This window comes from Lentzea sp. NPDC036955 (assembly GCF_055608005.1).
In genome coordinates, this window is sequence record NZ_JBVJRC010000001.1 from 912,423 (window position 1) to 936,133 (window position 23,711).

General features: G+C 68.1%; 27 protein-coding genes. 17 read left to right on the forward strand and 10 right to left on the reverse strand.

The window, feature by feature from the left end:
• Window positions 1-134: 134 nt before the first annotated feature.
• Window positions 135-731, reverse strand: a complete 597-nt coding sequence (locus ACZ7CF_RS04110) for a hypothetical protein (protein WP_458433547.1) — start codon at window positions 729-731, stop codon at window positions 135-137.
• A gap of 240 nt (window positions 732-971) precedes the next feature.
• On the opposite strand from ACZ7CF_RS04110, the gene ACZ7CF_RS04115 reads away from it, so the two are divergent.
• The 4 genes from ACZ7CF_RS04115 (at window position 972) to ACZ7CF_RS04130 (ending at window position 3,952) form a co-directional block, all read left to right on the forward strand.
• Window positions 972-1,442, forward strand: coding sequence for a helix-turn-helix domain-containing protein (locus tag ACZ7CF_RS04115; protein WP_470368761.1), 471 nt, complete (start codon window positions 972-974; stop codon window positions 1,440-1,442).
• Between the two features lie 50 nt (window positions 1,443-1,492).
• Window positions 1,493-1,768: a hypothetical protein gene (locus ACZ7CF_RS04120; RefSeq protein WP_470368762.1), complete on the forward strand. Its 276-nt coding sequence runs from the start codon at window positions 1,493-1,495 to the stop codon at window positions 1,766-1,768.
• Window positions 1,769-2,766: 998 nt separating this feature from the next.
• Window positions 2,767-3,495, forward strand: coding sequence for a calcium-binding protein (locus tag ACZ7CF_RS04125; protein WP_470368763.1), 729 nt, complete (start codon window positions 2,767-2,769; stop codon window positions 3,493-3,495).
• 322 nt (window positions 3,496-3,817) lie between these two features.
• A complete protein-coding gene (locus tag ACZ7CF_RS04130) occupies window positions 3,818-3,952 on the forward strand; it encodes a hypothetical protein (RefSeq protein ID WP_458433552.1) in 135 nt (44 codons plus the stop codon).
• 125 nt (window positions 3,953-4,077) lie between these two features.
• Here ACZ7CF_RS04130 and ACZ7CF_RS04135 read toward each other — a convergent pair whose 3' ends face one another.
• Window positions 4,078-4,254 carry a hypothetical protein gene (locus ACZ7CF_RS04135; RefSeq protein ID WP_360401474.1) on the reverse strand — a complete coding sequence of 59 codons (177 nt, stop codon included), beginning with the start codon at window positions 4,252-4,254 and terminating at the stop codon, window positions 4,078-4,080.
• Window positions 4,255-4,802: 548 nt separating this feature from the next.
• Between ACZ7CF_RS04135 and ACZ7CF_RS04140 the strand changes: the two genes are divergently transcribed.
• From ACZ7CF_RS04140 to ACZ7CF_RS04160, 5 genes are all read left to right on the forward strand, one after another.
• A complete protein-coding gene (locus ACZ7CF_RS04140) occupies window positions 4,803-5,180 on the forward strand; it encodes a terpene synthase family protein (protein ID WP_470368898.1) in 378 nt (125 codons plus the stop codon).
• Window positions 5,181-5,595: 415 nt separating this feature from the next.
• Window positions 5,596-5,823, forward strand: a complete 228-nt coding sequence (locus ACZ7CF_RS04145; protein ID WP_360401480.1) for a DUF2188 domain-containing protein — start codon at window positions 5,596-5,598, stop codon at window positions 5,821-5,823.
• Window positions 5,824-6,044: 221 nt separating this feature from the next.
• Window positions 6,045-6,572 carry a glycosyltransferase gene (locus ACZ7CF_RS04150; protein ID WP_470368764.1) on the forward strand — a complete coding sequence of 176 codons (528 nt, stop codon included), beginning with the start codon at window positions 6,045-6,047 and terminating at the stop codon, window positions 6,570-6,572.
• Between the two features lie 614 nt (window positions 6,573-7,186).
• Window positions 7,187-7,381: a hypothetical protein gene (locus ACZ7CF_RS04155; protein WP_360401486.1), complete on the forward strand. Its 195-nt coding sequence runs from the start codon at window positions 7,187-7,189 to the stop codon at window positions 7,379-7,381.
• Between the two features lie 59 nt (window positions 7,382-7,440).
• Window positions 7,441-7,578, forward strand: a complete 138-nt coding sequence (locus ACZ7CF_RS04160) for a hypothetical protein (RefSeq protein WP_360401489.1) — start codon at window positions 7,441-7,443, stop codon at window positions 7,576-7,578.
• Between the two features lie 387 nt (window positions 7,579-7,965).
• Here the strand turns inward: ACZ7CF_RS04160 and ACZ7CF_RS04165 are convergent, their stop codons facing one another.
• Window positions 7,966-8,121 carry a hypothetical protein gene (locus tag ACZ7CF_RS04165; RefSeq protein ID WP_470368765.1) on the reverse strand — a complete coding sequence of 52 codons (156 nt, stop codon included), beginning with the start codon at window positions 8,119-8,121 and terminating at the stop codon, window positions 7,966-7,968.
• Between the two features lie 457 nt (window positions 8,122-8,578).
• Between ACZ7CF_RS04165 and ACZ7CF_RS04170 the strand changes: the two genes are divergently transcribed.
• The 7 genes from ACZ7CF_RS04170 (at window position 8,579) to cas6e (ending at window position 13,125) form a co-directional block, all read left to right on the forward strand.
• Window positions 8,579-8,944, forward strand: a complete 366-nt coding sequence (locus tag ACZ7CF_RS04170) for an ANTAR domain-containing response regulator (protein WP_470368766.1) — start codon at window positions 8,579-8,581, stop codon at window positions 8,942-8,944.
• A 206-nt stretch (window positions 8,945-9,150) separates the two neighbouring features.
• Window positions 9,151-10,032, forward strand: coding sequence for a tetratricopeptide repeat protein (locus ACZ7CF_RS04175; RefSeq protein WP_360401501.1), 882 nt, complete (start codon window positions 9,151-9,153; stop codon window positions 10,030-10,032).
• 8 nt (window positions 10,033-10,040) lie between these two features.
• Window positions 10,041-10,226, forward strand: coding sequence for a sigma factor-like helix-turn-helix DNA-binding protein (locus ACZ7CF_RS04180; protein ID WP_360401555.1), 186 nt, complete (start codon window positions 10,041-10,043; stop codon window positions 10,224-10,226).
• Between the two features lie 445 nt (window positions 10,227-10,671).
• Window positions 10,672-10,941, forward strand: coding sequence for a hypothetical protein (locus ACZ7CF_RS04185; protein ID WP_470368767.1), 270 nt, complete (start codon window positions 10,672-10,674; stop codon window positions 10,939-10,941).
• 125 nt (window positions 10,942-11,066) lie between these two features.
• Window positions 11,067-11,696 carry a GAF domain-containing protein gene (locus tag ACZ7CF_RS04190; protein WP_470368768.1) on the forward strand — a complete coding sequence of 210 codons (630 nt, stop codon included), beginning with the start codon at window positions 11,067-11,069 and terminating at the stop codon, window positions 11,694-11,696.
• 90 nt (window positions 11,697-11,786) lie between these two features.
• Window positions 11,787-12,179 carry a GAF domain-containing protein gene (locus ACZ7CF_RS04195; protein WP_360401558.1) on the forward strand — a complete coding sequence of 131 codons (393 nt, stop codon included), beginning with the start codon at window positions 11,787-11,789 and terminating at the stop codon, window positions 12,177-12,179.
• 412 nt (window positions 12,180-12,591) lie between these two features.
• The gene (cas6e, locus tag ACZ7CF_RS04200; RefSeq protein WP_470368769.1) at window positions 12,592-13,125 is read left to right on the forward strand and encodes a type I-E CRISPR-associated protein Cas6/Cse3/CasE; all 534 of its coding nucleotides are present in this window, start codon (window positions 12,592-12,594) and stop codon (window positions 13,123-13,125) included.
• A gap of 199 nt (window positions 13,126-13,324) precedes the next feature.
• Here the strand turns inward: cas6e and ACZ7CF_RS04205 are convergent, their stop codons facing one another.
• The 4 genes from ACZ7CF_RS04205 to ACZ7CF_RS04220 are packed head-to-tail and all read right to left on the reverse strand — an operon-like array spanning window position 13,325 to window position 17,607.
• Window positions 13,325-15,871, reverse strand: coding sequence for a cation-translocating P-type ATPase (locus ACZ7CF_RS04205; RefSeq protein WP_470368770.1), 2,547 nt, complete (start codon window positions 15,869-15,871; stop codon window positions 13,325-13,327).
• Window positions 15,852-16,274, reverse strand: coding sequence for a universal stress protein (locus ACZ7CF_RS04210; RefSeq protein WP_458433562.1), 423 nt, complete (start codon window positions 16,272-16,274; stop codon window positions 15,852-15,854). The genes ACZ7CF_RS04205 and ACZ7CF_RS04210 overlap by 20 nt, the downstream gene beginning before the upstream one ends.
• Before the next feature lie 41 nt (window positions 16,275-16,315).
• Complete coding sequence (locus ACZ7CF_RS04215; RefSeq protein WP_360401516.1) at window positions 16,316-16,738, reverse strand: universal stress protein; 423 nt, start codon at window positions 16,736-16,738, stop codon at window positions 16,316-16,318.
• Window positions 16,735-17,607 (reverse strand): universal stress protein, encoded by an 873-nt coding sequence (locus tag ACZ7CF_RS04220; protein ID WP_470368899.1) that lies wholly within the window; start codon window positions 17,605-17,607, stop codon window positions 16,735-16,737. Before ACZ7CF_RS04220 ends, ACZ7CF_RS04215 begins: the two co-directional genes overlap by 4 nt.
• Before the next feature lie 492 nt (window positions 17,608-18,099).
• Between ACZ7CF_RS04220 and ACZ7CF_RS04225 the strand changes: the two genes are divergently transcribed.
• On the forward strand, window positions 18,100-19,017 hold the full coding sequence (locus tag ACZ7CF_RS04225) for a magnesium transporter (protein WP_470368771.1): 918 nt from the start codon (window positions 18,100-18,102) through the stop codon (window positions 19,015-19,017).
• On the opposite strand, the gene ACZ7CF_RS04230 is transcribed toward ACZ7CF_RS04225, so the two are convergent.
• From ACZ7CF_RS04230 to ACZ7CF_RS04240, 3 genes are read right to left on the reverse strand one after another with little or no spacing between them, the layout of a single operon-like run.
• Window positions 18,995-20,095: an acetate/propionate family kinase gene (locus ACZ7CF_RS04230; RefSeq protein WP_470368772.1), complete on the reverse strand. Its 1,101-nt coding sequence runs from the start codon at window positions 20,093-20,095 to the stop codon at window positions 18,995-18,997. The genes ACZ7CF_RS04225 and ACZ7CF_RS04230 overlap by 23 nt on opposite strands.
• A 9-nt stretch (window positions 20,096-20,104) precedes the next feature.
• Window positions 20,105-22,480, reverse strand: a complete 2,376-nt coding sequence (locus ACZ7CF_RS04235; RefSeq protein WP_470368773.1) for a phosphoketolase family protein — start codon at window positions 22,478-22,480, stop codon at window positions 20,105-20,107.
• Complete coding sequence (locus ACZ7CF_RS04240; protein WP_360401528.1) at window positions 22,477-23,616, reverse strand: AI-2E family transporter; 1,140 nt, start codon at window positions 23,614-23,616, stop codon at window positions 22,477-22,479. The genes ACZ7CF_RS04235 and ACZ7CF_RS04240 overlap by 4 nt, the downstream gene beginning before the upstream one ends.
• Window positions 23,617-23,711 lie beyond the last annotated feature (95 nt).

Genomic DNA, 23,711 nt, shown 5'->3' on the forward strand with positions numbered 1-23,711 from the left:
GTCTTTCAGCTCAGGCTGAGGCGCGTTGACGGAGGTTTCTGCGAGGGCTTCCCATCCCGCAGAGCCCAACCGTGGGGCGGACCCGGTCGGCGCGGTGCTCATGGCTCATCCGTGCCGCGCGGTGCGTGGTCCCCCTACCCTTCTCGGTTCGACCAGGACAGGAAATCCGACCAGAACGCTGCTGTGGCGGCAACGACGTGCCGCTCCTCGTCGGCTCTGCCCTGCGGGCCGCCGAACTCCTGGTGCACGTAGTCGATGAGGTCGTACCCGTAGGGGATGATGTCGGCGCCGCGGATCGACAACACCGGGTGAGCGAATGTCGCCTGGCCCGCGGGCAGGTAGCGATGGGAGTAGACCGGAACCAGCTGCGGCACTGACGCCAAGTGCGCCCTCGCGCCGGCTACGGCGTCGGTCCGCCGGGCAGGGCGCGTGCCCCAGCTCGGATGCCAGAAGTCCGCCTCCGCCACCGCGAATACCACGTCCTCGACCGGTCTGTCGAGCCAGGAACGAAGCTGCGCGGCGTTGCCGTGACGCCAGTCGGGCCATGCCCCTCCCGTGGGCAGCCCCGCCGCGAGAAAAGCGCGGTGGTCGTCGGCGAACGCGAACCCGAACCGCGCTTCGATACCGGTCAACTCCTGCTCCGTCAACCCTGGGCGGATCTCGGCGCGTCCGAGCCGGGCCAGCAGGCGTGCGGCCTTGGCGCCGAGACTCACCCCGAACGGATTGATCATTTGTGCAGGTTACAGCCCCATGGCGTGCAATCAGGGCCCAAGAGCTGCGAGTTCGTCGACGCGCAGAAGATGTACGACGCGCATCGGAGCGATCGTCAGCACCGCACTCGCCCCGCTCGACATGGGAGGACCAGCCTGGACCGTCAGCAGACCGAGCCGATCACCGGGTCAACGTTCCGAGATGCGGCACCAGTAGTGTCGCTGCTTAGTTATGGCGCGTTTGGCTGGGAGGCTGTTGTCATGGCCTCCCAGTTGAAGCGGCCGGTGACGTTGTCGGCGCGGGATCGTGAAGAGCTGATCCGGCTGACCACCACTGGTGTGCACTCAGCCTCAGCGATCAGGCGGGCGCGGGTACTGCTCGCGCTGGACACCTCGGCAGGTGAGCCCGATCCGAAGGAAGTGATCGCAGATCGGCTCGGGGTCTCGGGTGAGATGCTGCGGCTGGTCGCCAAGCGATTCGCCGAGACCGGCGGTGATGTCCTGGCCACGATCGGACGCAAGAAGCGTGACCTTCCGCCGGTGCCCTCGCCGGTCACCGGTGAGGTCGAAGCCCGGTTGATCGCCCTGGCGTGCTCGCAGCCGCCGGCGGGGCATGCTCGATGGTCGTTGCGGCTGCTGGAAAAACACGTCGAGCTCACCGAGGACATCCCGAACCTGGACCACTCGACCATCGGCCGGGTTTTGAAAAAACGGAACTGCGTCCTCATCTGAGGAAGTGCTGGAACATCCCGCCGAAGGCGAACGCGGAGTTCGCAGCCCGCATGGAAGACGTCCTCGCCGTCTACGCCCGCCCGCACGACCCTGCCCGCCCGGTCGTGTGCATGGACGAGAAGCCCTTCCAGTTCCTTGGCGAGGTCCGCGACCCGCTGCCGGCCCGGCCGGGCCGCGATGCCCGCCAGGACAGTGAGTACGTCCGGTGCGGCACCTGCTCGATCTTCGTGTGGGCAGAACCGCTGCGTGGCTGGCGCCGCGTGCATGCCCTGGCCCAGCGCACCAAACTCGACTGGGCAGGGCAGGGCAGGTCAAACACCTACTGACCGTGGACTATCCCGACGCCGAGACCGTCGTGCTGGTCATGGACAACCTCAACACCCACGGCATCGCCTCGCTCTACGAAGCCTTCGACCCCGGCGAGGCCTTCGCCCTGGCTCAGCGACTCGAGATCCACCACACACCCAAACACGGGTCCTGGCTGCTCCTGCCACCGGTTCGCAAGCGCCCTCTCGTCCAACGCCAGTGCCGACGCCGCCGGCCGCACCGGCGCCACCGATACCACCGGCACCCGCGCCACCGGCGACGAGACCGCTGTTACCTCCGAGGCCGCCAAGACCGCCGTTGCCGCCCTTGCCCGCGGTGAGCACGACGGTATCGCTACCGGCGCCGCCGGTGACGGTCCCGGCGTTGCCGGTAAAGCCGTCCCACCGCGGTGCCCAGGTCGACCAGGGCCCGGCCCGTCGTACTGGTACGTGCTGTCGATCCCTTGACCGACCTTTCACTCTGAAGTGAGCCCGGGACTGAGGTCTCCTCTGCCACCGCCTGCCTTGCTTTCGCCCGCCTGACCACCCACACGCCACGAAAATATCACCGAAACAGCGGACGGAAATTACGGAGGCGCGAATTACGAGAACAGCGGCAACGATCAACCGGTACTAGCCTGCGATCTTCATCGGGACGTTGACCAAATCTGTGGGACAACCTCGGTTCCAAGCCATGAGAAAATATGTGTTCCATAGTGTCTGATCAGGTTTTTTGCCAAGCCCACCACAATCAAATTCCGCACAGGTGGGCCATTTAGGGGACGGCGGTACCGGTCGGCGCATCTGAAGGAGTACACTTCGGTCTGTTACCCCGGACCTCGGTGACGTGACATGACCCGCGATGATCATGGGTACAGATCACGAGCCGAGGTTTTCGCATGTGCGAGTAGCCGCACAGGCTGCTTCGGCAAGGTCTCCGCGCGTCGCTCGCGCACTCTTCTCCGCTGGCGCGTCCGCGCTGTGCGGCTATGAACAAATCGTGTTCGGGAAATGAAGACATGAGGATCCAGCAGAGTCAGATCCGCCGGGTGATCGTCGCCGCGGTGACCGGAGTTCTCGCGGTCCCCGGCTTGTGGGCGGTCGCTCCACTGACCGCCCAGGCCGCCGTCAACTGCGTCGTGAGCGCCGGTGTGACCCAGACCGACACCGTCGTGATTGGAAGTCCCGGCAACGACACGATCGACTGCGGCGGAACGGATCCCGCCAAGACGATCCGCGGCAACGGTGGCAACGACACCATCACCGGCTCAGCGCTCGACGACACGATCGACGGCGGCGACGGCAACGACACCCTCACCGGCGGCACCGGCAACGACACCCTCACCGGCGGCCTGGGCATCGACACGATCTCCGGCAGCGCGGGCACCGACACCCTCATCGGCGCTTCCGTCGACGGCAGCCAGGACAGCCTCGACGGTGGCCTCGGCGTCGACACCTGCCAGGGGCCCGCACCGGACCCCGACATCCACGCCAGCTGCGAGAACACCAGCACCCCGCCGGCAACGGGCCCCGGCTCGGGCACGGGAAACGCAACCGCACTGTGCATCGCGACCGGCGGCGTGCTCACCCTCACCGTGAACCCGGTGGGATATGTCTGCGTGTTCAACCCCCTCAGCCCGGCGAACCGCCGCGTCCAGGAAGCCCGCAGCATCTGCACCGGAGCCGGAGGAACGTTCGTGAGCCTGCTCCCCCTGAGCTACACCTGTCTCCTACCGACCACGCCATGAGGTATCCGCCCCACGAACTGATCCAGTCGCTGGGCATCCGAGCGAGGAGAGAAGTCAGGCCCTGATCCCGTCCCGAGAGGGCCCCGGGCTCCGCGGAGGCCAGGGTCCTCGTGCCGAACGCACCTGTCAGCCCCGGAACGCCGCTCGTGGCGTCTTCGACCAGTTGCGAACTCTCTCAGCAGGTATCGCAACCGGGTGAAATTCCAGACCGAAGTGTCCTGCCCAGCAGAATGTAGTCCGATGTGGACATACTGATCCCCAACCTCCGACAAGGCACCTCGCCGGTCGGGCCCGCCGCTCATGCAACGAAACGCTCCTCCGTTTGGACATCGTCACAACCATCGGCCAGTCGATCGTTGCGCAGGCCGAGCGCAACCGGGCCAAGACGCCACACCTGTCCGCCGCGGTCTGCTTCTACCGCTCCGTGCACGGGTTCGGCACGAGTTTCGTGTACTGAAGGGCGTGGGTCGAGGGCGGGGAGAGAGTCGATGGAACATCGTCTGTTCACCGTCATGCGGGTAGCGGATCTTTCCCGCCGCAAGGAGTTCTTCACCGCGATCGGGCTTCGGTTCGACCTCGATCTCACGCGTCGTCGACACCCGGACCGAAATCGAAGCCGTGTTCGACATCTTCGCCAACGACCGCGGCGATGTGGAGCTCATCGTCGACCGAGCCATCATCGCTGGCGGCCAGGAGTACTCGCCACCGTGGGATGCGGACTTCTTCCATCAACGCGTCTTCGAGGACCTCGACGGCCACCAGCGGAAGATCTGCTGGGTCAAGAACGCCCCGGCATCATGAGATGACACGTGCGCGACCTCGCACCGTCCGAGAGGTAATCACTCTCCCGGGTGTCTCAGCAACCGCCTGAACGGACGGCTCGGGTCGCGGCCATTCGTCGGTAGTGCCCGATGCGATGATCACTATCTGCAACTCGTACTGGATTCACGCTGAACGCCAGGCAGGTCGTGGGCTGCCCGACACGGCCTGGTCAGCGAGGGCGAGCAGGCGCGGCGGTTGGGTCGCATGGGGCACGGGCGCATGGCCGGATGGCTGACTCCGCATGCGGACCCTGCTGAGCTGGGGTCAAAGCCGAGTGGGGTGCGTTCGTCGCGCTGGTCGACGACAGGTTCGACCAGGAAGGGCAGTCACCGGCCGAGGTGCGGAAGCTGCTGCAACAGCTCCTTGAGGTGCTCAGCGGCGCGGACCGAAGTGAGCACCCGGTGGCAGCGGTGCGCGCACTCGGCGACCTGTGGGGCCGCACGAAAGCGGCGGCTCGGCCGGGATGAAGCGACCAGTTCATCGGGCTGTACCGGGACTTTGCCGAGGCCATCTGCACGGAGGCGGAGCTGCGGGCGTCTGGTGAGCGGCTCGGGCTCGACGATTACGTGGTGTTGCGCCGACGCACCATCACGGTGTTGCCGGTGCTGGCCGTCATCGAACGCGCTCTGCCCGAGGCCCGTCAACTGGACGGGTTGCGCAACGCGACCGCCGACATCATCGCCTGGACCAACGACCTGCGTTCCGCGCGGCGGGAGTTGGAGGAGGGCACGGACAATCTCATCACTGTGCTCGCCCGGCACCACCGGTGCAGCCTGGTCGAGGCTGCGGCGAAAGCTCGCACGATGCTCGCCGGGCGCATGGACGACTTCGAGCAGGGCGGTGCCGGCGGCGACCGGGCCTAGCTGATCCGCCGGGCGCGGGACGGATCCCTCGCCTGGCAACGCGAAACCCGTCGAAACACGACGGGCTCGGTGACTTCGGGCGAGCCTCGGAGGGGTGTGCGGGCGCTGGCCAGACATCTGGCTGTCGAGGTGGACGCCACCGGTGTCGTGGATGACCGGTGATGGCCGCGATCCACCGACGCTCGGCTGACCTGCACGAAACGTATTCCCGGCATGCACGAACTCGCTTTGATCTGATCTCGATCGGGTTTCCGGGCAGCGGCTTCCGAACCTGATCTGCGCGGGCACGCTGCACAAGGCCCGCACGACGGGCATCTCGACCAAGCGGCGCGACCGATCGGCTCGCGGAGGGCAAGCGGTGTGACAGCCGGCGCCAGCGGGTACTCGGAAGGTCGAACCTGCGGGGAGTGAGCCCATGCGTGGCGACATCGAGACCTACTTCGAAAACGGCCGGTGGAAGAACAAGGTCGAGGGGAACGACCTTCCTTCCAGCATTCACCTGTCCAAGGAAGATGCGCGCACGAACGGCCGTGAGATGGCCATCTCGCACGCGGTGGACCACGTCGTCCGCGACCGGGACGGTTCGGTCGCGGAGCACGAGGTGTACCCCCGCGGGCGCGACCCGCGCACTCTCTCCCGCTGAGTCTCTGGCGGCCGCCGGCAACGCGACTGTCCTGTGCTGGTGGCGTTCCGCCGTCCTGCTGAACGAGGCCGGCCCAATTCGCGACAACATCCACAGTGGACTTCGAACGCCACGGTCGGATAAGCGGCAGACAGTGTTCAGAAATTGAAGAATCGGTGAACGGCGAACGGCCGCACAACGGATCCCCCAGAATCACGGGAAGGGTTCGAACGGGTGCCGTCGTGGTGGCGTGCTTGCTCGCGCTGCTCGCGGCGGCTCTGATCGCGGGGCAGACCCATCCGAAGGTGCTGGCGCACGGGGGCGAGAGGTACCGGACGCACCTGCGCGACCGTGCCGCCGCCCACGGCGTCGGGGACCTGGTGGAGTTCGATCCGACCTACCTCGAGGCGAACGCGCTGGCGGACCTCGTGGGCCGGGCCGATGTCGTCCCGCTCCCCTACGACTCCTCCGAACAGGTCACGTCGGGCGTGCTCGTCGAAGCGCTCGCGGCGTGCGGACTGGTCGTCACCACGGTGTTCCCGCACGCCGTCGAACTGCTGGCCGGCGGAGCCGGTCTGCTGGTGCCGCACCGAGACCCTGCGGCCATCACGGCGGCGCTGCGGCGCGTGCTGACGGAGCCCCAGCTCGCCGCGGGAATGCACGACCGCTCCACCGAGCTCGGTCCGGCGCTGAGCTGGCCCGCGGTGGCCGGCCGGTATCTCCGCCTCGCCGAGGACCTGCTCACCACCCGAGTCGTCCTGACACGATGAGGGAACCCGACTTCTCCCACCTGGTGCGGCTCAGCGACGACACGGGTCTTTACGAGCACGCGGAAGGCCCCTTGCCGCGGCGGGAGCACGGCTACTGCCTCGACGACGTCGCCAGGGGTCTGGTGGTCCTGAGCCGCGAACCGGAACTGCCCGCCGAACTGGCCGGGCTGGCTGAGGGCTATCTGGCCTTCATGGCCTACGCGCAGAACGAGGACGGGCGCTTCCACAACCGTCTCGGGCCTAGGCCGCGACTGGCAGGACGAGCCGGGACTGGGCGACTGGTGGGGCCGGGCGCTGTGGAGACTCGGCACCGCCGCCGCCCGCTGCCCGGTGCCCTCGATCCGCCGGACAGCACTGGAGTGCTTCGACCGCAGCGCCCACCACCGGCCGCCGTCGGTGCGCTCGATGACGTTCGCCGCGCTCGGCGCCGCCGAGGGCCTCAGCGCCGATCCGGTCCACGCCTCCGCCGCCGCGCTGCTCGGCGATGTCCCCTCGTACGTTGGTGAACCACGTCCCGACCCGACGTGGCCGTGGCCCGAGAACCGGCTGTTCTACGCCAACGCCGCGCTGGCCGAGGCGCTGATCGCCGCGGGGATCTCCTCGCCGACGACAAGGTGCGCGATGACGGCCTGCGGCTGCTGGAGTGGCTGCTGGGCGTCGAGTCCACGGACTTCCACCTCTCACCGGTCCCAACCGGTGGGTGGTTCCTCGGCGAGCAGCGCCCGGCGTTCGACCAGCAGCCGATCGAGGCGGCCGCGATGGCCGACGCCTGCGCCCGCGGCTACCGCTGCACCGGCGACCCCACCTGACTCGCGGCATCCACCGTTCGATCGCGTGGTTCAACGGTGACAACGACCTCGGCTCGTCGATGCGCGACGATCAGACCGGCGGCGGTTACGACGGGCTGACCCCGCAAGGCCCGAACAACAACCAGGGGGCCGAGTCGACCCTGGCTCTGATCTCCACCCGCCAGCACCTGCGCACGCTCCTGAGGAGCACCGGATGAACGCACGCGTCACCCGAAGCCGGCTGCGGCTGCGTCCGGACCCGCGCCGGGTGATCACCAGGCTGTTCGTGCCCGGCGAGAAGGTTCCCGAGCACGAGTCGCGGTCCGCAGCCGTGATCCGGCGGGTCATGGCACTCGACGACGGCGTCGTCCTCGCCGCGCTCGAGCGCACGGTCCGCCTGTTCGCGGAACGGCACCAGGACATCCGCGCGACCTTCGCGGACAACTTCGCGAGCGTCAGCCACCGCCTGCCCGCGGACGTCGACCTGGCCGAACCCCGCCGGTTGCTGATCGGCGCGTACTTCACCCACGTGTGCACCCGAAGCTCCTCGCCAGGCAGGCGGCACACCGGACCGTCGAACTCGTCAGGTGGATCGCCGCGTACAACTACACGACCGAGTTCCCGGAGAACTCGATCGTGGGCGGGCGGGTGCTCTGGCCGTCCGGGGTGGCCGCAGGGTCGCGACGCGAGCGCTGCCGACCGCCTTCGTTGTCGTGGAACCGCTTCGCGTGGCCGCCGGGCTGGTACGGGCCTTGGAACACCCGGTCACCACATCGATTCGTCGTCCTCGCCTTCGCGGCACTCTCGCCGACACCTCTGCGCCGTACCATTCGCTGCGCGTTGAGCACGAGCGCCGCGAACTCGTTCCCCGCGGAAGGCGATGCGGCATGGACAACCTGGCTACCGTCCTCGGACGGAAAACGCGCACACCGCCGAAGCCGACCCGCAGGGACGCGGTGGAGTGCCGGGACGAGGCGGCCGTGGCTCTGACCACGCTGAGGGACGGGATGTCCGTCGAGGAGCCCCTCGACGGACATCCTCGAGCGGCTCGCCGACACCGCGACGAAAGCGATCCAGGACGCCGACGCGGTCACGGTCACGGTCACGGTGAGCGCCCGAGGACCGCCGCGGCCAGCGACAGCACTTTCGCCGGAGCCGACGAGAGGCAGTACGACGCCGACCGCGGCCCCTGCCTGGAATCCGCGCGCTTGCCTTTCCGTGGCCATCGAGCTTCCGGCATCGGACAGCAACGACGCCGTCCACATGGGATCGCTCAACATCTGCAGCTACAGCGCGCCGACCTTCGACCCGTCCGACGAGAGCGTGATGTGGTTGTTCACCACGGCGGCCAGCGCGGCGATCAGCAACGCCCACCAGCGGCAGAGATCGCGTGAGCACATCGGCAACCTCGAGACCGCGCTGGCCTCACGTGCAGTCATCGAGCAGGCCAAGCGGATTCTCATGGCGGTGCACGCCTGCACCGCCGACCAGGCCTTCGAACTGCTCGTCCAGCAGTCGCAGCACAACGACGTCAGACTCCGTGACGTCGCCAGGCACCTCCACGGCAGCGTCGCCGGGCGGTGAGCAGGTCCGGTCGGTCCGCCCAGGTACATGGCGACCCGAGTCATGTGCACCCGAACAGCGGCGGATCACGACGTGGGTGCCGTACTAAGATCGATGTCGATCCAGCCGCCCCGGACCCCGGCGGCACCATCCGCCACTCAAGGCTCGGGGTGCCCGTCATGATCGGACTTTCCAACGCCACACGCCCGGAAGAACACACTCGGGCGTTGCGCGAACTGGACCACCGCAGTGGCGGTGAGAACTGCCTCGATGACATCCGGCGCCAGGTCCGTGACAGCCTGCCGTTGCTCACCACACGCGTGCCGGCGCACGTACGGCAGCGACTGCACGCCGCTGTGGCAAATCTGCGGAACATCGCGGGGTGGGCCAGATTCGACGCGGGCCTGGTGAGCTCCGCGCACCACCACTTCGGCCACGCCCTCGCCCTGGTCGGGCTCGCGCGTGCGGACGGGTTGACGGCCAACGTGTGCTACCGGCTGGGGCGCGTGTTCCTGCACCACGGGCAGATCGACAAGGCGTTGCGCCACTTCGACATCGGCCGGCTCGCGGCTGCCAAGGCCGGCGACGACCTCGCGGCCGGCATCCTCTCCGTGAACGCGGCGTGGGCGTACGCCAAGAAGGGGGCCGAGCACGGCGCCCTCGCGCTGCTCGATCGCGGCCAGGACGAGTTCGCCGCCGTGAACCGCGTCGACGTGGCCGGTTGGGCGGCTTTCTTCACCGAGGCGGAGCTCTCCGCGATCGCAAGAGCCGTGCACACGGACCTGTCGGTCACGGTGGGACGACGGCACGCGCGGACCGCCGTTCCCCTGCTCACCACGGCAATCGGCGAGTACGACGAGATACTGGTCCGGGGCCGAACGTTCAGCTTGATCCTGTTGTCCACCAGCCATCTGGTCGAAGGAGACGTCCAGGGCGTGGTGGACTGCGGGATGCGGGCCCTCACGATGTCGGCACTCGTCGACTCGGCCCGCGTGCGCGACCGCTTCCGCCCGCTCGCGTCCCTGGTACGCAGGCATGAGGACTACGCAGGGGCGTGGGGCCTCGCCGACCACATCGACGCGGGTCACGGTACTTCCAGGGCGTCGTGAGCGGTCCGGTGTGGCCCGGCCTTCGGCACCTCGCGGCACTCACCGAAGATCAGCGCGAAGTCCTGCGCCTGCGGGTCGTTCGAGGCCTCTCCGCGGAGCAGACGGCACACGTGCTCGGGTCCACGCCAGCAGCGGTACGCCTGGTGCAGCACCAGGCGCTCGAAACCCTCCGTGCTGTGATCAGGCTGTCCTGACCTCGGTGCCGTGAGGCGCAATCACTGCATCGGTGCTTCCGCCACTCGCCAAACAGACGCACGAGCGTCGATACGTTTGTGAGCCGCACCGCGAAAAATCGCGACAAAAATCGTTGACCACGAGATGGTCCAATTTTTCCTAAGGGAGATTGTTTCAGAACAAACCCCCGGAAACCGTTCTGGCGCGACCATGCGGAGCGACACCAGGGCCCTACTGCAGCCCACCCTTCGACAGAGAACGCTGGTCACGTGCACTTTCAGTCCGGCACCAGGTCACGCGCACGCCCGTCCCGCAGCACCGGCCGCCCGGCGCGGCCTTCGCACAATGAGTTGAAGAAGTTTGAGAACGACCGCGCAGGGGCTACTCTGATATTGATCCGCCCGGACCCCGCGGTCGCTCTGATCTCACGAGGAGATTTCAGTTGAGCACCGTATGCGGCAAAGCATGAACGCGGTCCCGGCCGACGCGTCAGTGATCGTCCAGCGCCTGCATCTCTCCGCCGGCTTCCACGCCACCGGACGCGACTGGGTCGTGGGGTGTCTGGCCGCGCTCGGCACCCGCCTGCGGTCGTACCGCGACGACCAGGTGGACCTGGAGATCAGCCTGAAGGACCGCGACGGCGACGAGCAGCGGGTCGTCCCGCAGTGCTGGATCAGCAGCGCGCACCGCGTGCACTTCGTCGCGACCTCGTCGAAGCAGCGGTTGTTGTCGTAGGCACTCGGCGAGGCCAGGGACGACCTGATCCGTCAGGTCGACGAGGCGAAGACAGACCCGCACCGAACCGCGTCACAACCGATCGCTGCGGCCGGTGGCGCCCGAACCCGGGATCGGCTAGCGACATGAGCACCGAGCAGCACCGCCAGGTGGCCGACGTGGAGACCTACGAGAACGAGGACGAGCACCGGCAGGTCGCCGTTCGCCACGTCTGCATCGCCTGCGGCGTGCGGACGAACGCGGTCGGCAGCGCGATCTACCTGCGGACCACACGAGATGGCGTCCAGCCGTTCGAGACCGCCGGCTTCTGCGGGGTGGAAATCGCTGAATTGCAGACCATGCTCGCGGAGGGTCCGGCTTTCACGGCGACGCGGCAGAACTGGCCCGTGCTGGTGCCGGACCTCGCCGCCACGAAGCACTGGCCCGTCTTCGCCCCCGCTGCCATCGCGATCGGGGTGGCGGCGATGTTCGCGTTCCCATTGGTGCTCAACGCGCACTCGCTCGGCACTCTGGAGATCCACCGGGACGCCTGCGGCGCCCTGCTCCCGGACGAGATCGCCGACGCGGTGCACCTGGCCGACGTGGCCACGGCCCTGTTGCTCGACCGGCCCGCGGGCCGGAGCGCGGAGGACGAGCACGGCGGAAAGGCGTCCATCCGCACGCGTGGACCGTCCGGCCCTGCGGTCCGCCACCTCTTCTCGGTGGCGAACGACCGGGCCGAGCGCGGACTCATGTGCACCAACATCGACAAGTAGAGGTGGCGTGAATGTCGGACCGGGTGGCCCAGACCTTCGTCGCGCTGGCCGACGAACAAGGTGCTCAAGCTGATGGCCGTCTCGACCAAGATGACCCGGCCGCTGGAGCACCACCTGGCACACGACGGAGAAGGCCCTTCCGAGGAGTGCTTCCGCTCAGGTCAGAGCGTCCGGTGTGACGACCTGCGCGCGGGGCCACCGCGGTGGCCCCGGTTCAACGCCGCCTCGGTGCGCCTCGGGTTCGTCGCGGTCGACGCGGTGCCGATGCGGCTGCGGAGCGAGGTCATCGGCACGCTCAACCTGTTCCGGACCTCGCCGGATGCACTCCCCCCGAGGCGACGACGTTGGCGCAGTCGTTCGCGAACGTCGCGACGATCAGCCTTCTCCAGGTGCGCGCGATCCGGCGGAACCGGGTGCTCGCGGAACAGCTGCAAGCCGCACTCACGAGCCACATCACCATCGAGCAGGCCAAGGGCGTGCTGACGGAGCGCCCGCAGATCGACGTGGAGGACGCCTTCTCGCTGATGCGCACCCACGCCCGCAACACCAACCAGCTGCTCTCCGAAGTGCCCCGAGGGCGAGCCCGGCAGCGAACTCGTCCGCGACGAACCGCTGAGCTTCGATCCCCGCGAACGCCGCTACGGGTGGCGCACCGTGCGACACGGCCGGGTCACCATCCCCAACCCGGCCCACCGGCCGGTACCCGCGGCTGCCGCCGGCGATCTCCTCGACCCGATGACTGTGTTCGAGGAGATCTTCTGATGCACCTGACCCGGTTCGAGATCAACCCGGCCCGCCGCGCCGCCCGCGATCTGCTCGCCTCACCGCAGAAACTCCACGCCGCCGTGCTGGCCGGTTCCCCACCCTGGCCGCGGCACCGGCCGGGAACGGGCGGGTGTTGTGGCGGCTTGATCAGCGTGACTACCAGACCCTGCTCTACATCGTCAGCCCGCACAAGCCCGACCTCACCCATCTGGTCGAGGACGTCGGCTGGCTCACCACCCGCGGTTGGGACACCCGTGACTACACCCGCCTGCTCGACCGGCTCAACGCCGGCGACGAGTGGGCGTTCCGGCTCAAGGCCAACCCGGTGAGCAACCGGCGCAAAAGCGACGACGCCGCACGATCACAGCGTTTCGGTCACGTCACCGTGGCCCAGCAGACCGACTGGCTGCTCAACCGGACCGAACGCCACGGCTTCACCATTCCCCGCGGCGAGCACAAAGAACCCGACGTGGCCGTCCGCGGTCGCGAACACCTCAAGTTCCAGCGCCAAGGACGCACCGTCACCCTGGCCACCGCCGTGTTCGAGGGCCGCCTGGAGATCACCGACCCCGACGCGCTGCGGCACAGCCTCACCCACGGCATCGGACACGGCAAGGCCTACGGCTGCGGGCTGCTCACCCTCGCCCCGGTGAAGCGTGCCTGACATCCCCGGCGCGAGGCCGGTCCCGCTGTCGCAGCTGGTTCAGCGCAGCTCGACCCTGTTGCCACACCTCGACTTCTTCCAGTGTTCTCCCCCGGTCAGTCGGCACATGCCGACCGCTGCGGAGCGCGGACGCCCGTGCGCAAACCAAGTGAAAAGAGCTGACGCAGGTACCAAGAGCGCTGCGGCGACGCCAGTGCCGCTAGCCGGAAGGACGTCGCCTCACCGCTGCGATACGGCGGCGCCATTTGTCGAGTTCCACCAGCACGTACGTCAGGGCGCTCAGCACCAGGACGGAAGTCCAGGTGTGCCAGGGCATTGGCGCGGTGTGGAACAAGGTGTTCATCGCGGGCAGGTAGGTCAGCAGCAGTTGCAGACCGATGGTCAGCGCGATACCACCGAGCAGCCATCGGTTGCTCAGCAGTCCGGCGCGCGACCGCAGGTTTTCCAGTGATCGGCAGTTCATCAGGTAGGCGATCTGCGCGCCGACGAACACGTTGACCGCCACGGTGCGGGCGAGTTCGAGTGACGCCCCGGAGGAGAGCTGCCAGCGGAACGCTCCGAACGAGCAGGCGAGCAGGACCGCGGAGACGAACGCGACGCGCCCCACCAGCGATCTGGTCAGCAGGGGCAGGGTCGGCGGCAACGGCGGCCGGCGCATGACGCCTGGCTCGCGGGGTTCGAAGGCGAGGGGCAGGCCGAGCGCGACGGCGGTGGTCATGTTGATCCACAGGATCTGCACCGGGAGGATCGGCAGGGCTGTGCCCAGCACGATCGCGGTGAGGATCACCAGGCCTTCTGCCATGTTGGTGGGCAGGGTCCAGATGATGAACTTGCGCAGGTTGTCGAAGACCGCGCGGCCTTCCTCGACGGCGGCGCGGATCGAGGAGAAGTTGTCGTCGGTGAGCACCATGTCGGCCGCCTGCTTGGCGACCTCGGTGCCTCCCTTGCCCATCGCCACACCGATGTCCGCGCGCCGCAGGGCGGGTGCGTCGTTCACACCGTCCCCGGTCATCGCGACCACCTCGCCTCGTGCCTGGAATTCCGTGACCAGCCGCAGCTTCTCCTCCGGTGACACTCTCGCGTAGACGTCGTCGATGTCGAAGTGGGCCGCGATCGACCGTGCGGTCGCCGGGTGGTCACCGGTGATCATCTTCACTTCGATGCCGGCGGCCTGGCAGGCGTGCACGGCCTCGATCGCCTCGGGACGAGGTGGGTCCTGCATCGCGACCAGTCCGAGCAAGGTCACCTTGCCGCGCAGTGCTTCCTCGGTCAGCTCAGCGCCATGGGCGGTTCCGATCGCGAGCACTCGCAGGCCGTCGCGTGCCAGTTCTTCGGCTTCGACGCCGTGTTCCAAGCCTGCGAGTTCGAGCACGCGTTCCACCGCGCCCTTGACGTACACGGCGCCGCCGGTGTGCTGGGTCGCCATGAACAGGCGTTCCGAGCTGAACGGCAGCACGTCCACCCGTGCCGGCACGTCGGCGGTGCCGAGTCCTGCTTTGCGGGCCGCGACGACGAGTGCGGCCTCGGTCGGGTCGCCGACAGGCTGCCACTCACTTTTCTCCTCGATGATTCGCGCGTCGTTGCACGCCCACGCGGCGAGCAGGCATTCTCGGACCGCCGCGTCCGCGGGTGGCGCGAGGTCCCCTTCTGGGGAATAGCCGATACCGGTTAGCTCGTGGTGCCGGGTGCCGACGACGACCGTCCGCACGGTCATGGCGTTTGCGGTCAAGGTGCCGGTCTTGTCGGTGCAGATCACCGTGGTGCTGCCGAGGGTTTCCACGGCGGGCAGCCGGCGAACGATCGCGTTCCTGCGTGCCATCCGCGCGACGCCGATCGCGAGCGTCGCCGTCACCGCCGCGGGCAGGCCTTCCGGAATCGCGCCCACCGCGAGGGCAACCGCCGCGGTCACCATGCCCGCCAGCGGTTCTCCTCGCAGCAGTCCGACCGCGACGCTGGCCACGGCCAGCCCGAGGATCACCAGTGTCAGCACCTGGCTGAACCGTGCGAGTTTGCGTGTCAGCGGCGTCCGGACCGTCACCGTCGTGCCCACGAGGCGGTGCACTCGGCCGATCTCGGTGTCGGTGCCCGTCGCGGTGACGACGCCTCGGCCGCTGCCGGCAGTGACCAGTGTGCTGGAGTAGGCCGTGTTGGCCCGGTCGGCGAGCGCGGTGTCCGGTGGCAGTGCCAGTGGGTCTTTCGACACCGGCGAGGATTCGCCGGTGAGTGCGGACTCGTCGACGCTGAGCTCCTGCGTGTCGACGAGTCTCAGGTCGGCGGCCACCTGGTCGCCCGCTTCCAGGAGAACGACGTCACCGGTCACCAGTTGGGCGGATGGGACACGGGACGTGACGCCGTCGCGCAACACCGTGGCCTCGGTGCGTGTCATCGCCGCGAGGGCGTCCAGTGCGCGTTCGGCCCGCATCTCCTGCAGAAACCCGATGATCGCGTTGATCACGACGACGGCGAGCACGACAGACGCGTCGACGATCTCGCCGAGTGCGGCGGTGAGCACCGCGGCCGCGAGCAGGACGTAGATAAGCGGGTTGTGCAGCTGTTTCAGCAGCCGCACAACCCAGTTCGACCCTCGGCTGGGCGGCAACTCGTTCGGTCCGAGCTCCGCGAGCCTGCTCTGCCAGTCTGAAGTGGACAGTCCGGTCATCGCATCGGAGCGGGCCTGTCGCACGACCTCGTCGGCCGGCTGCGCGTGCGGAGTGGGAGCCTTGGGATCAGCTCTGGTCAGCGGCATGGCTCTGCTCGTTGCGTGCCTCTCGTTGCACGGGGATCACGAGGACGGGTGCGGACGAGTGCCGCACGCAGTGCGTGCTGGTCGATCCGAGAACGGTCTTGCGCAGCCAGTGCCCGCTGTGAGTGGCCACGACGAGCATGGTCGCACCCACCGACTGCTGCTCCAGCACTTCGGCGGCGTCGCCTCGAACGCTTCGCCGGACGATCACAGGGATGTCGGTGCGCCCTGCCAGGGTGGCACGCAACGCGTTCTCCACCAGTGCTTCGGACGCCGGCATCCCTCGGGCCGCGTCTGTTTGCGTCCAGTCCGCGAGCGGCTCGTAGTTCCACGCGTGCACGACGTGCAGCGGGCAGTCGCGGACGAGAGCCTCGTCCATCGCCCACTGCAACGCTCGCTCTGACACCGACGTTCCATCGACCCCGACAACGATCGGGTTTGCTGTGCTCATGACTCCACCTCGTCGACTCCGAGCCTCGACCGGCGGCGGGCGCCGGCACGCGTTGCCTGTCCTTGACCCGCGTCGGAAAGCGCTGCCACGAGCAGCACGGCGCTGCGCGAGGCCTCGATCAGCACCGACTTGGGATCGCCCTCGGCGAGGGTCCTGCACACCCCGGAGCCGTTGCCCGCCCTCACCGCTTTGTCGAGTACGGCCTGGTGTCCCGCGCGCACGCGTTCGGACGTCCACTCCATGCCGAACTCGACGGGAATCGGACCGATCATCAGGGCGTGGTGCCGGTGCCAGGCGAAGATCGCGACGACCGGGTAGCCGTGGTGCCGCGCCTCCGCCGGAGCCCAGCCCGGTGCCGCCTCGCTGGAGGGAGATCCGTCCACGCCAACCACGATGGTCCCGGTCGCGATGTCGCTCATGGCCGTACGATCGCGAGCGGGCAGGGCGCGTGGTAAACCAGCGCCTGGCTGGTCGAGCCGATCAGCATTCCGGCGAACCCGCCGTACCCTCGACTGCCCACCACCAGCAGCTGGGCCTGCTCGCCGAACCGCGTCAAGGCTCGTACCGGCCGGTCGTGCAGCACGACGCGGTCGACCTGCACGTCTGGGTACTTCTCCTGCCAGCCGGCGAGTTGTTGTGCCAGCAGGCGTTGTTCCTGCTCCTCGACACGGTTCCAGTTGATCGCGAACTGCGAGTCGTCGAAGTCGCTGCCGATCATGAGGTTGTGCCACGACATCACCGCGGTGAGCGGCGCGCGACGCACCGATGCGGCCTCGAACGCGAACGCCACCGCTGCCTCGCTCGTCGGCGACCCGTCGACGCCGACGACCACCGGCCCCTCAGAACGCGGTGTCCCACGCACGACCACGAGCGGGCATTGGCCGTGCGACGCCAGTGCGAGCGCGGTCGAGCCGACGAGCAACCCGGTGACGCCGCCGAGTCCTTGCGATCCGAGCACCATCAGCCGGGCCTCACGCGACTCCTCGATCAGCGATGTCGCTGCACCCCCTGCGACGACGTGCGTCGTCACATCGATGTCGGGCGCACCAGCCAGTGCGGCTTGGGCGGCCTCGTCCAGCCATGTGCGCGCTTGTGCTTCGATCGCCTGGTGGACCTCGGTGCCCGTGAGGATGACCTCCGGATAGCCGCGGCTCGGCAGGAGGTAGCCGTGCACCAGGCGCAACGGTGCGTGGTGGCGGGCGCAGTCGTCGGCTGCCCACCTCACCGCCGCGAGCGCAGAGGACGAGCCGTCGATACCGACCACGACGGGTGCCGCAGGTCCCTTCATCACGAGTTCTCCTCATACCAAGAGTCGTACGTGGGCATCACAATCCACTCAGGACACACCCAAGTGGCGCGCGGAGACGCGGAACCCTCGCGAGCGAGGTTCCGGCGATTCGGTGCACGGCGATCACGTTGCGCGACAATTCGGCGACTTAAGAGGGAACATCCCACGACCTCCTCGGCGCGTCAGCGATCCACGCGTGCGCCGCCGAGGTCCGGGGCGGATGTACCACTCAGCGTAGAGGGCCTCGGAGAGGAGCGCACCTTGTGCGGGAAGGATGCTGGTCTCTACGCTCGCGCAACCTTCCTCCACGCCCGCCCGACCCCGCGGTCGCCACGGTCTCGTGAGGAGACGTCCGTGAACATTTTCATCGGCTGGCGCCGGTCAACCGACCACCGGCACGCAAGACGATGAACCCGTCCCTGTCCGGGACCGCGGATCCGAACCAGCCGGTGACCGGCCGATCTGCTCAGCACAGCGGCCGCGCACGCCTCCATGAACGTGCCGGTCGTGGCGGCGACCGACATCGCGGACGAGGTGCACGCCGGTCTGCGGGGGCGGAAGTTCGACAGCGCGGCGGTGCTGGCCGTGTGTCGTGGCGACGCCCTGATCGGGCTCGTCACGATCGAGCAGCTGCTCGCGGCCTCGCCTGACACGCCGATGAGCGCGATCATGGATGCCCGGCCTCCTGTGGTGCACCCCCACGTCGATCAGGAGAAAGCGGCCCGGCAGGCGGTGCAGAACCGGGAACCCGGGCTCGCCGTCATCACACCGGACGGCCGGTTCCGCGGGTTGATCTCGGCACAGCGCCTGCTCGGCGTCCTCATCGAGGAGCACGACGAGGACCTCGCCAGGCTCGGCGGTTTCCTCACGACATCTGCATCTGCGCGAAGCGCGAGCACGGAGCGGGTGGCAAGGCGGCTGTGGCACCGTCTGCCGTGGCTGCTCGTCGGCTTGGCGGGAGCACTGCTGGCGGCGGGAATCGTCGGGTCCTTCGAGGAACTGCTGGCCCGCCAGGTCCTCGTCGCGCTGTTCGTGCCGGGAGTGGTGTACATCGCCGACGCGGTCGGCACCCAGACCGCGGCCCTCGTGATCCGAGGGCTGTCCGTGGGCATCGGGATCGGACGTGTCGCGCTGCGCGAGGTCGTCACCGGCGTGCTGCTCGGCACCCTGCTCGCGGCGATCGCCTTCCCGCCGATCCTGCTGGTGTGGGGTGACTTCCAAGTGGCGCTGGCCGTGTCGGCCGCGTTGCTGGTGGCTTCGTCGATCGCGACCGCCATCGCCATGGCCCTGCCGTGGCTGCTGCACCGGCTGGGCCGCGATCCCGCGTTCGGTTCTGGCCCGCTGGCCACCGTCGTCCAGGACCTGCTCTCGGTCTACGTCTACTTCGTCATCGCGACCGCTCTGCTGTGACGATACCGCGCGCCTCGCGAGCAATCTGGAGGTCCTCCCGAGCGGTGATCACCAGTGTCCTCACGTCCGCACCGGCGGCGGTGATGTCCTGATCGTCGCGCACGGTGTCGTTGCGGTCGAGATCGATGGCCGCGCCGAGGAACCGCAGCCGCTCGACCGCTCGACGTCGCACCGCGGACGAGTGTTCACCGACCCCACCGGTGAACACGAGAACGTCCATCCCCCCGGTTGCCGCCGCCATGGCGCCGATGCCACCCACCAGTCGATGTGTGTAGACGTCCAGAGCGAGGGCCGCGTCCGTGTCTCCACGATCCGCCGCGGCTTCTACTTCGCGCATGTCACCGGTGCCGGCGAGCGCGGTGAGTCCGGAGCGCTGTTCCAACGCCGTGGCGACCTCGTGCGGTGACAGGTGTTCGTGCTCTTCCAGCCAGAGCACCAATCCGGGATCGACGGTACCGGACCGGGTCGCCATCACGAGACCTTCCAACGGGGTGAAGCCCATGGTGGTGTCGACGCTGCGTCCGTCCACCACTGCCGCGAGCGACGCTCCCGCGCCCAGGTGACAGGAGACGACCCGCAGTCCGGCCTGCGGCCGGTCGAGCAGTTCTGCCGCGCGGCGCGAGCAGTAGCCGTGCGAGAGGCCGTGGAATCCGTAGCGCCGGATCGCGTAGCGGTCCCGCCATTCGCGTGGCACCGCGTAGGTCGCGGCCGCCTCCGGGATCGTGGCGTGGAAAGCGGTGTCGAAGCACGCCACCGCGGCGATACCGGGGAATTGTCCGGTGACGGCGTCCAGAGCGGCGAGCGACTTGGGTTGGTGCAGCGGGGCGAGGCCGGTCAGATCGTGCAACCGCTCCCGCACCACGTCGTCGATCCGTACCGGACCGGTGAAGCCGGTTCCACCGTGCACGACACGATGCCCGACCACATCCGGTTCGTCCCAGTCACGCAGGACTCCGGCGAGGCGCGACGTGTCGAACCCGTCCGCTCCGGCAGGCAGGTCAGCGGTGTGCCGCACCGCGTCGTGCTCGTCGAGGAAGCGGAGCTTCAGGCTCGACGAGCCCGCGTTGACGACCAGCACTCGCACTGCTCAGTCCTGTTCCGGCCAGGTCCAGCCGGAGATCGCCGGGTCGTCCTCGCCGTGTTCGCGGGTGTACCGGCGTGCCGCCAAACGAGCGTCCGTCATCCGCTGGCGCAGCGTCGCGGCGTTGCTGCCCAACGACGGGACGCGGTCGATGACGTCCATGACGAGGTGGAAGCGGTCGAGGTCGTTGAGCATCAGGACGTCGAACGGCGTGGTCGTGGTGCCTTCTTCTTTGTAGCCGCGCACATGGAGGTTGTGGTGGTTGTTGCGCCGGTACGTGAGCCGGTGGATCAGCGCCGGATAGCCGTGGAATGCGAAGATCACCGGTTTGTCCGTGGTGAACAGCGCGTCGAAGTCGCCGTCGGACAGCCCGTGCGGATGTTCGCTGGCGGGCTGCAGCCGCATCAGGTCCACGACGTTGATGACCCGCACCCTCAGCTGGGGAAGGTGGGCGCGCAGCAAATCCGCGGCGGCCAAGGTTTCCAGCGTCGGGATCTCTCCCGCGCAGGCGAGTACGACATCGGGCTCGCCGTCGGTGTTGCTCGCCCACGGCCAGATCCCGAGACCGCGCGTGCAGTGCGCGACCGCCTCGTCGATGCTCAGGTAGGTCAACGCGGGCTGTTTGCCGGCGACGATGACGTTCACGTAGTGCTTGCTGCGCAGGCAATGGTCGGTCACCGACAGCAGCGTGTTGGCGTCCGGCGGCAGGTACACCCGGATGATCTCGGCTTTCTTGTTGACCACGTGGTCGATGAACCCGGGGTCCTGGTGGGAGAACCCGTTGTGGTCCTGGCGCCAGACGTGCGACGACAGCAGGTAGTTCAGTGACGCGATCGGTGCTCGCCACGGAATCGCGCGTGTCGTCTTGAGCCACTTCGCGTGCTGGTTGAACATCGAGTCGATGATGTGGATGAACGCCTCGTAGCAGTTGAACAAGCCGTGACGGCCGGTGAGCAGGTAGCCCTCGAGCCAGCCCTGGCACAGGTGCTCGGACAGCACCTCCATCACCCGTCCGTCCGGAGCGAGGTGATCGTCACCGGGCTCGGTGATGGCGTTCCACGTGCGGTCGGTCGCCTCGAACACCGCGGAGAGGCGGTTGGACGCCGTCTCGTCCGGCCCCATGACGCGGAACCGGTCGGGATTGCGGATGATGATGTCGCGCAGGAACGCGCCCAGCACCTTGGTCGCCTCGGCGGCTTCTGCGGCAGGACGCTCCACCGGTACGGCGTGGTCGCGGAAGTCGGGCATGACGAGGTCGCGCAACAGCAGGCCGCCGTTGGCGTGCGGGTTGGCGCTCATCCGCCGGGTCCCTCGCGGGGCGAGTGCCTGCAGTTCCGGGATCAGTCGCCCGGTGCGGTCGAACAGCTCGTCCGGGCGGTATCCGCGCATCCACTGTTCCAGCAGTTCACGGTGCTCGGGGTTCGCGCGGGTCGCGGCGACCGGTACCTGGTGGGCGCGGAACGTGCCCTCGACCGGCAGGCCGTCGACCACCTTGGGCCCCGTCCAGCCTTTCGGCGTGCGCAGCACGATCATCGGCCACAGCGGGCGCTTCCCCGTGCCGGATCCTTCGCGGGCCCGGTGCTGGATGGCGGCGATGTCATCGAGCACGAGGTCGAGCGTGGCCGCCAGTTGCTCGTGCACGTCCATGGGATCGTCACCCACGACGAAGTGCGGGACATAGCCGTACCCGCGCATCAACGCGGTGAGCTCGTCGTCGGGGATCCGTGCGAGCACGGCCGGGTTGGCGATCTTGTAGCCGTTGAGGTGCAGCACCGGCAGCACCGCGCCGTCCGTCGCCGGGTTGAGGAACTTGTTTGAATGCCAGCTGGCCGCCAGCGGACCGGTTTCCGCTTCCCCGTCCCCCACCACGCACAGCACCAGCAGGTCCGGGTTGTCGAACGCCGCACCGTAGGCGTGCACCAGCGCGTAGCCGAGCTCTCCGCCCTCGTGGACGGAACCGGGTGTCTCGGGCGCGACGTGGCTGGGAATGCCGCCGGGGAAGGAGAACTGCCGGAACAACGCCCGCAGCCCGTCCTCGTCCTGCCCGATCGAGGAGTAGACCTCGCTGTAGGTGCCTTCCAGGTAGGCATTGGCGACCAGTCCTGGACCACCATGACCAGGACCGGTCACGTACAGCGCGTTGAGGTCACGAGCGTTGATGACCCGGTTCATGTGCGCGTACAACAGGTTCAGCCCGGGAGTGGTTCCCCAGTGCCCGAGCAGGCGCGGCTTGACGTGTTCGGTCCGCAGCGGATCGCGCAGCAACGGGTTGTCCAACAGGTAGATCTGACCGACCGACAGGTAGTTCGCCGCCCGCCAGTACGCATCGATCAGCTCGAGGTCGTGCCGGGTGAAGGCCGGTGCCAGGTCGGTGCGTGTCACGAGCGTGACTCCTCATCAGGTTGTAGCGATCGTCTGTTATGGACGGTGTTCGACGAACCGGTCGTCCAGGCCGCGTCTCCTCGGATCGTGGTGTCCGTCACCGCGGTCGGCGCCGCAACCGGTTGTCCGCCGCGGTGGTGCCAGATGTCGCGCAGGACGACCTGGATGACGCCGACGACCGGGATGGCGAGCAGTGCGCCGAGTATTCCGGCGAGTTCGGTCGCCAGGAGCAAGGCGACGAGCACGGTCAGCGGGTTGAGCTTGACCGTCCTGGAGAAGATCACCGGTTGCAGCAGGTGGTTCTCCAGCTGCTGGTAAACGATGAAGAAGATGACCACGGTGATGGCCGCGGGCAGCGAGTGGATGAGCGCGGCGACACCCGCGACCACCGCGCCGAGGGTGGCGCCGACCAGGGGGATCAGGTCTGCGATCGCGACGAAGATCGCGATCAGCTCGGCGAACGGCACACCGAAGATCTTCAGCACGACGTAGGTCAGCACACCGCAGATCGCGCTGATGAGGAGATTGCCCGAGATGTAGCCGGTGACGGTCTTCGCGCAGTCGCCGCCCACCCTGCGGATGTGCTCCGCCCGCTGTGAGGAGAACAGCGCGAGCGTTCCCTCGACGACCTTCGGACCCTCCAGCACCGCGAGGTAGGCGATCACGAAGATGGAGATGGTCGCGACGATGCCGGTGACCGCGCTGCGCAACAGGCCCAGCGCCGGGGTGCCGAGGCCGGTGGCGAACTCCCGGATGCGTTCTTCGTTGTCACGGGCGAGCTCCAGCGCGTTCGTGCGCTCCAGCAAGATCCCGACGGGGCCTCTGCCACCACGTGCGTCCGCGATCATGTCCGGCAGCGCCGCCGCCAATCGTGTGCCCTGCTCGGCCAGCGGCACGGCGAACAACGTGAGAATGCCGCCGAACGCCAGCACGACGACGAGGAACACGACCAGGGTCGCCAGCGGGCGGCGGCACCACCTGACATGGTCTTGCAGCCAGTTCACCGCCGGGTAGAGCGCGACCGTGAAGACGACCGCGATGAGCATCCACACCAGAACTCGCTGGACGTGCATCACGAACACCACCGCCACGACCGTGGCCAGGGTCAGCCCGATAGTCGCGAGGATGGTCCGCACAGGAACCTTATGGGCGCGCTGGCTCGGCATCGTGTTCACCACTCCCGTTCCGGCCGTACGACGACCGTTTCCGGGGAACACCGAGGACAGCGCCA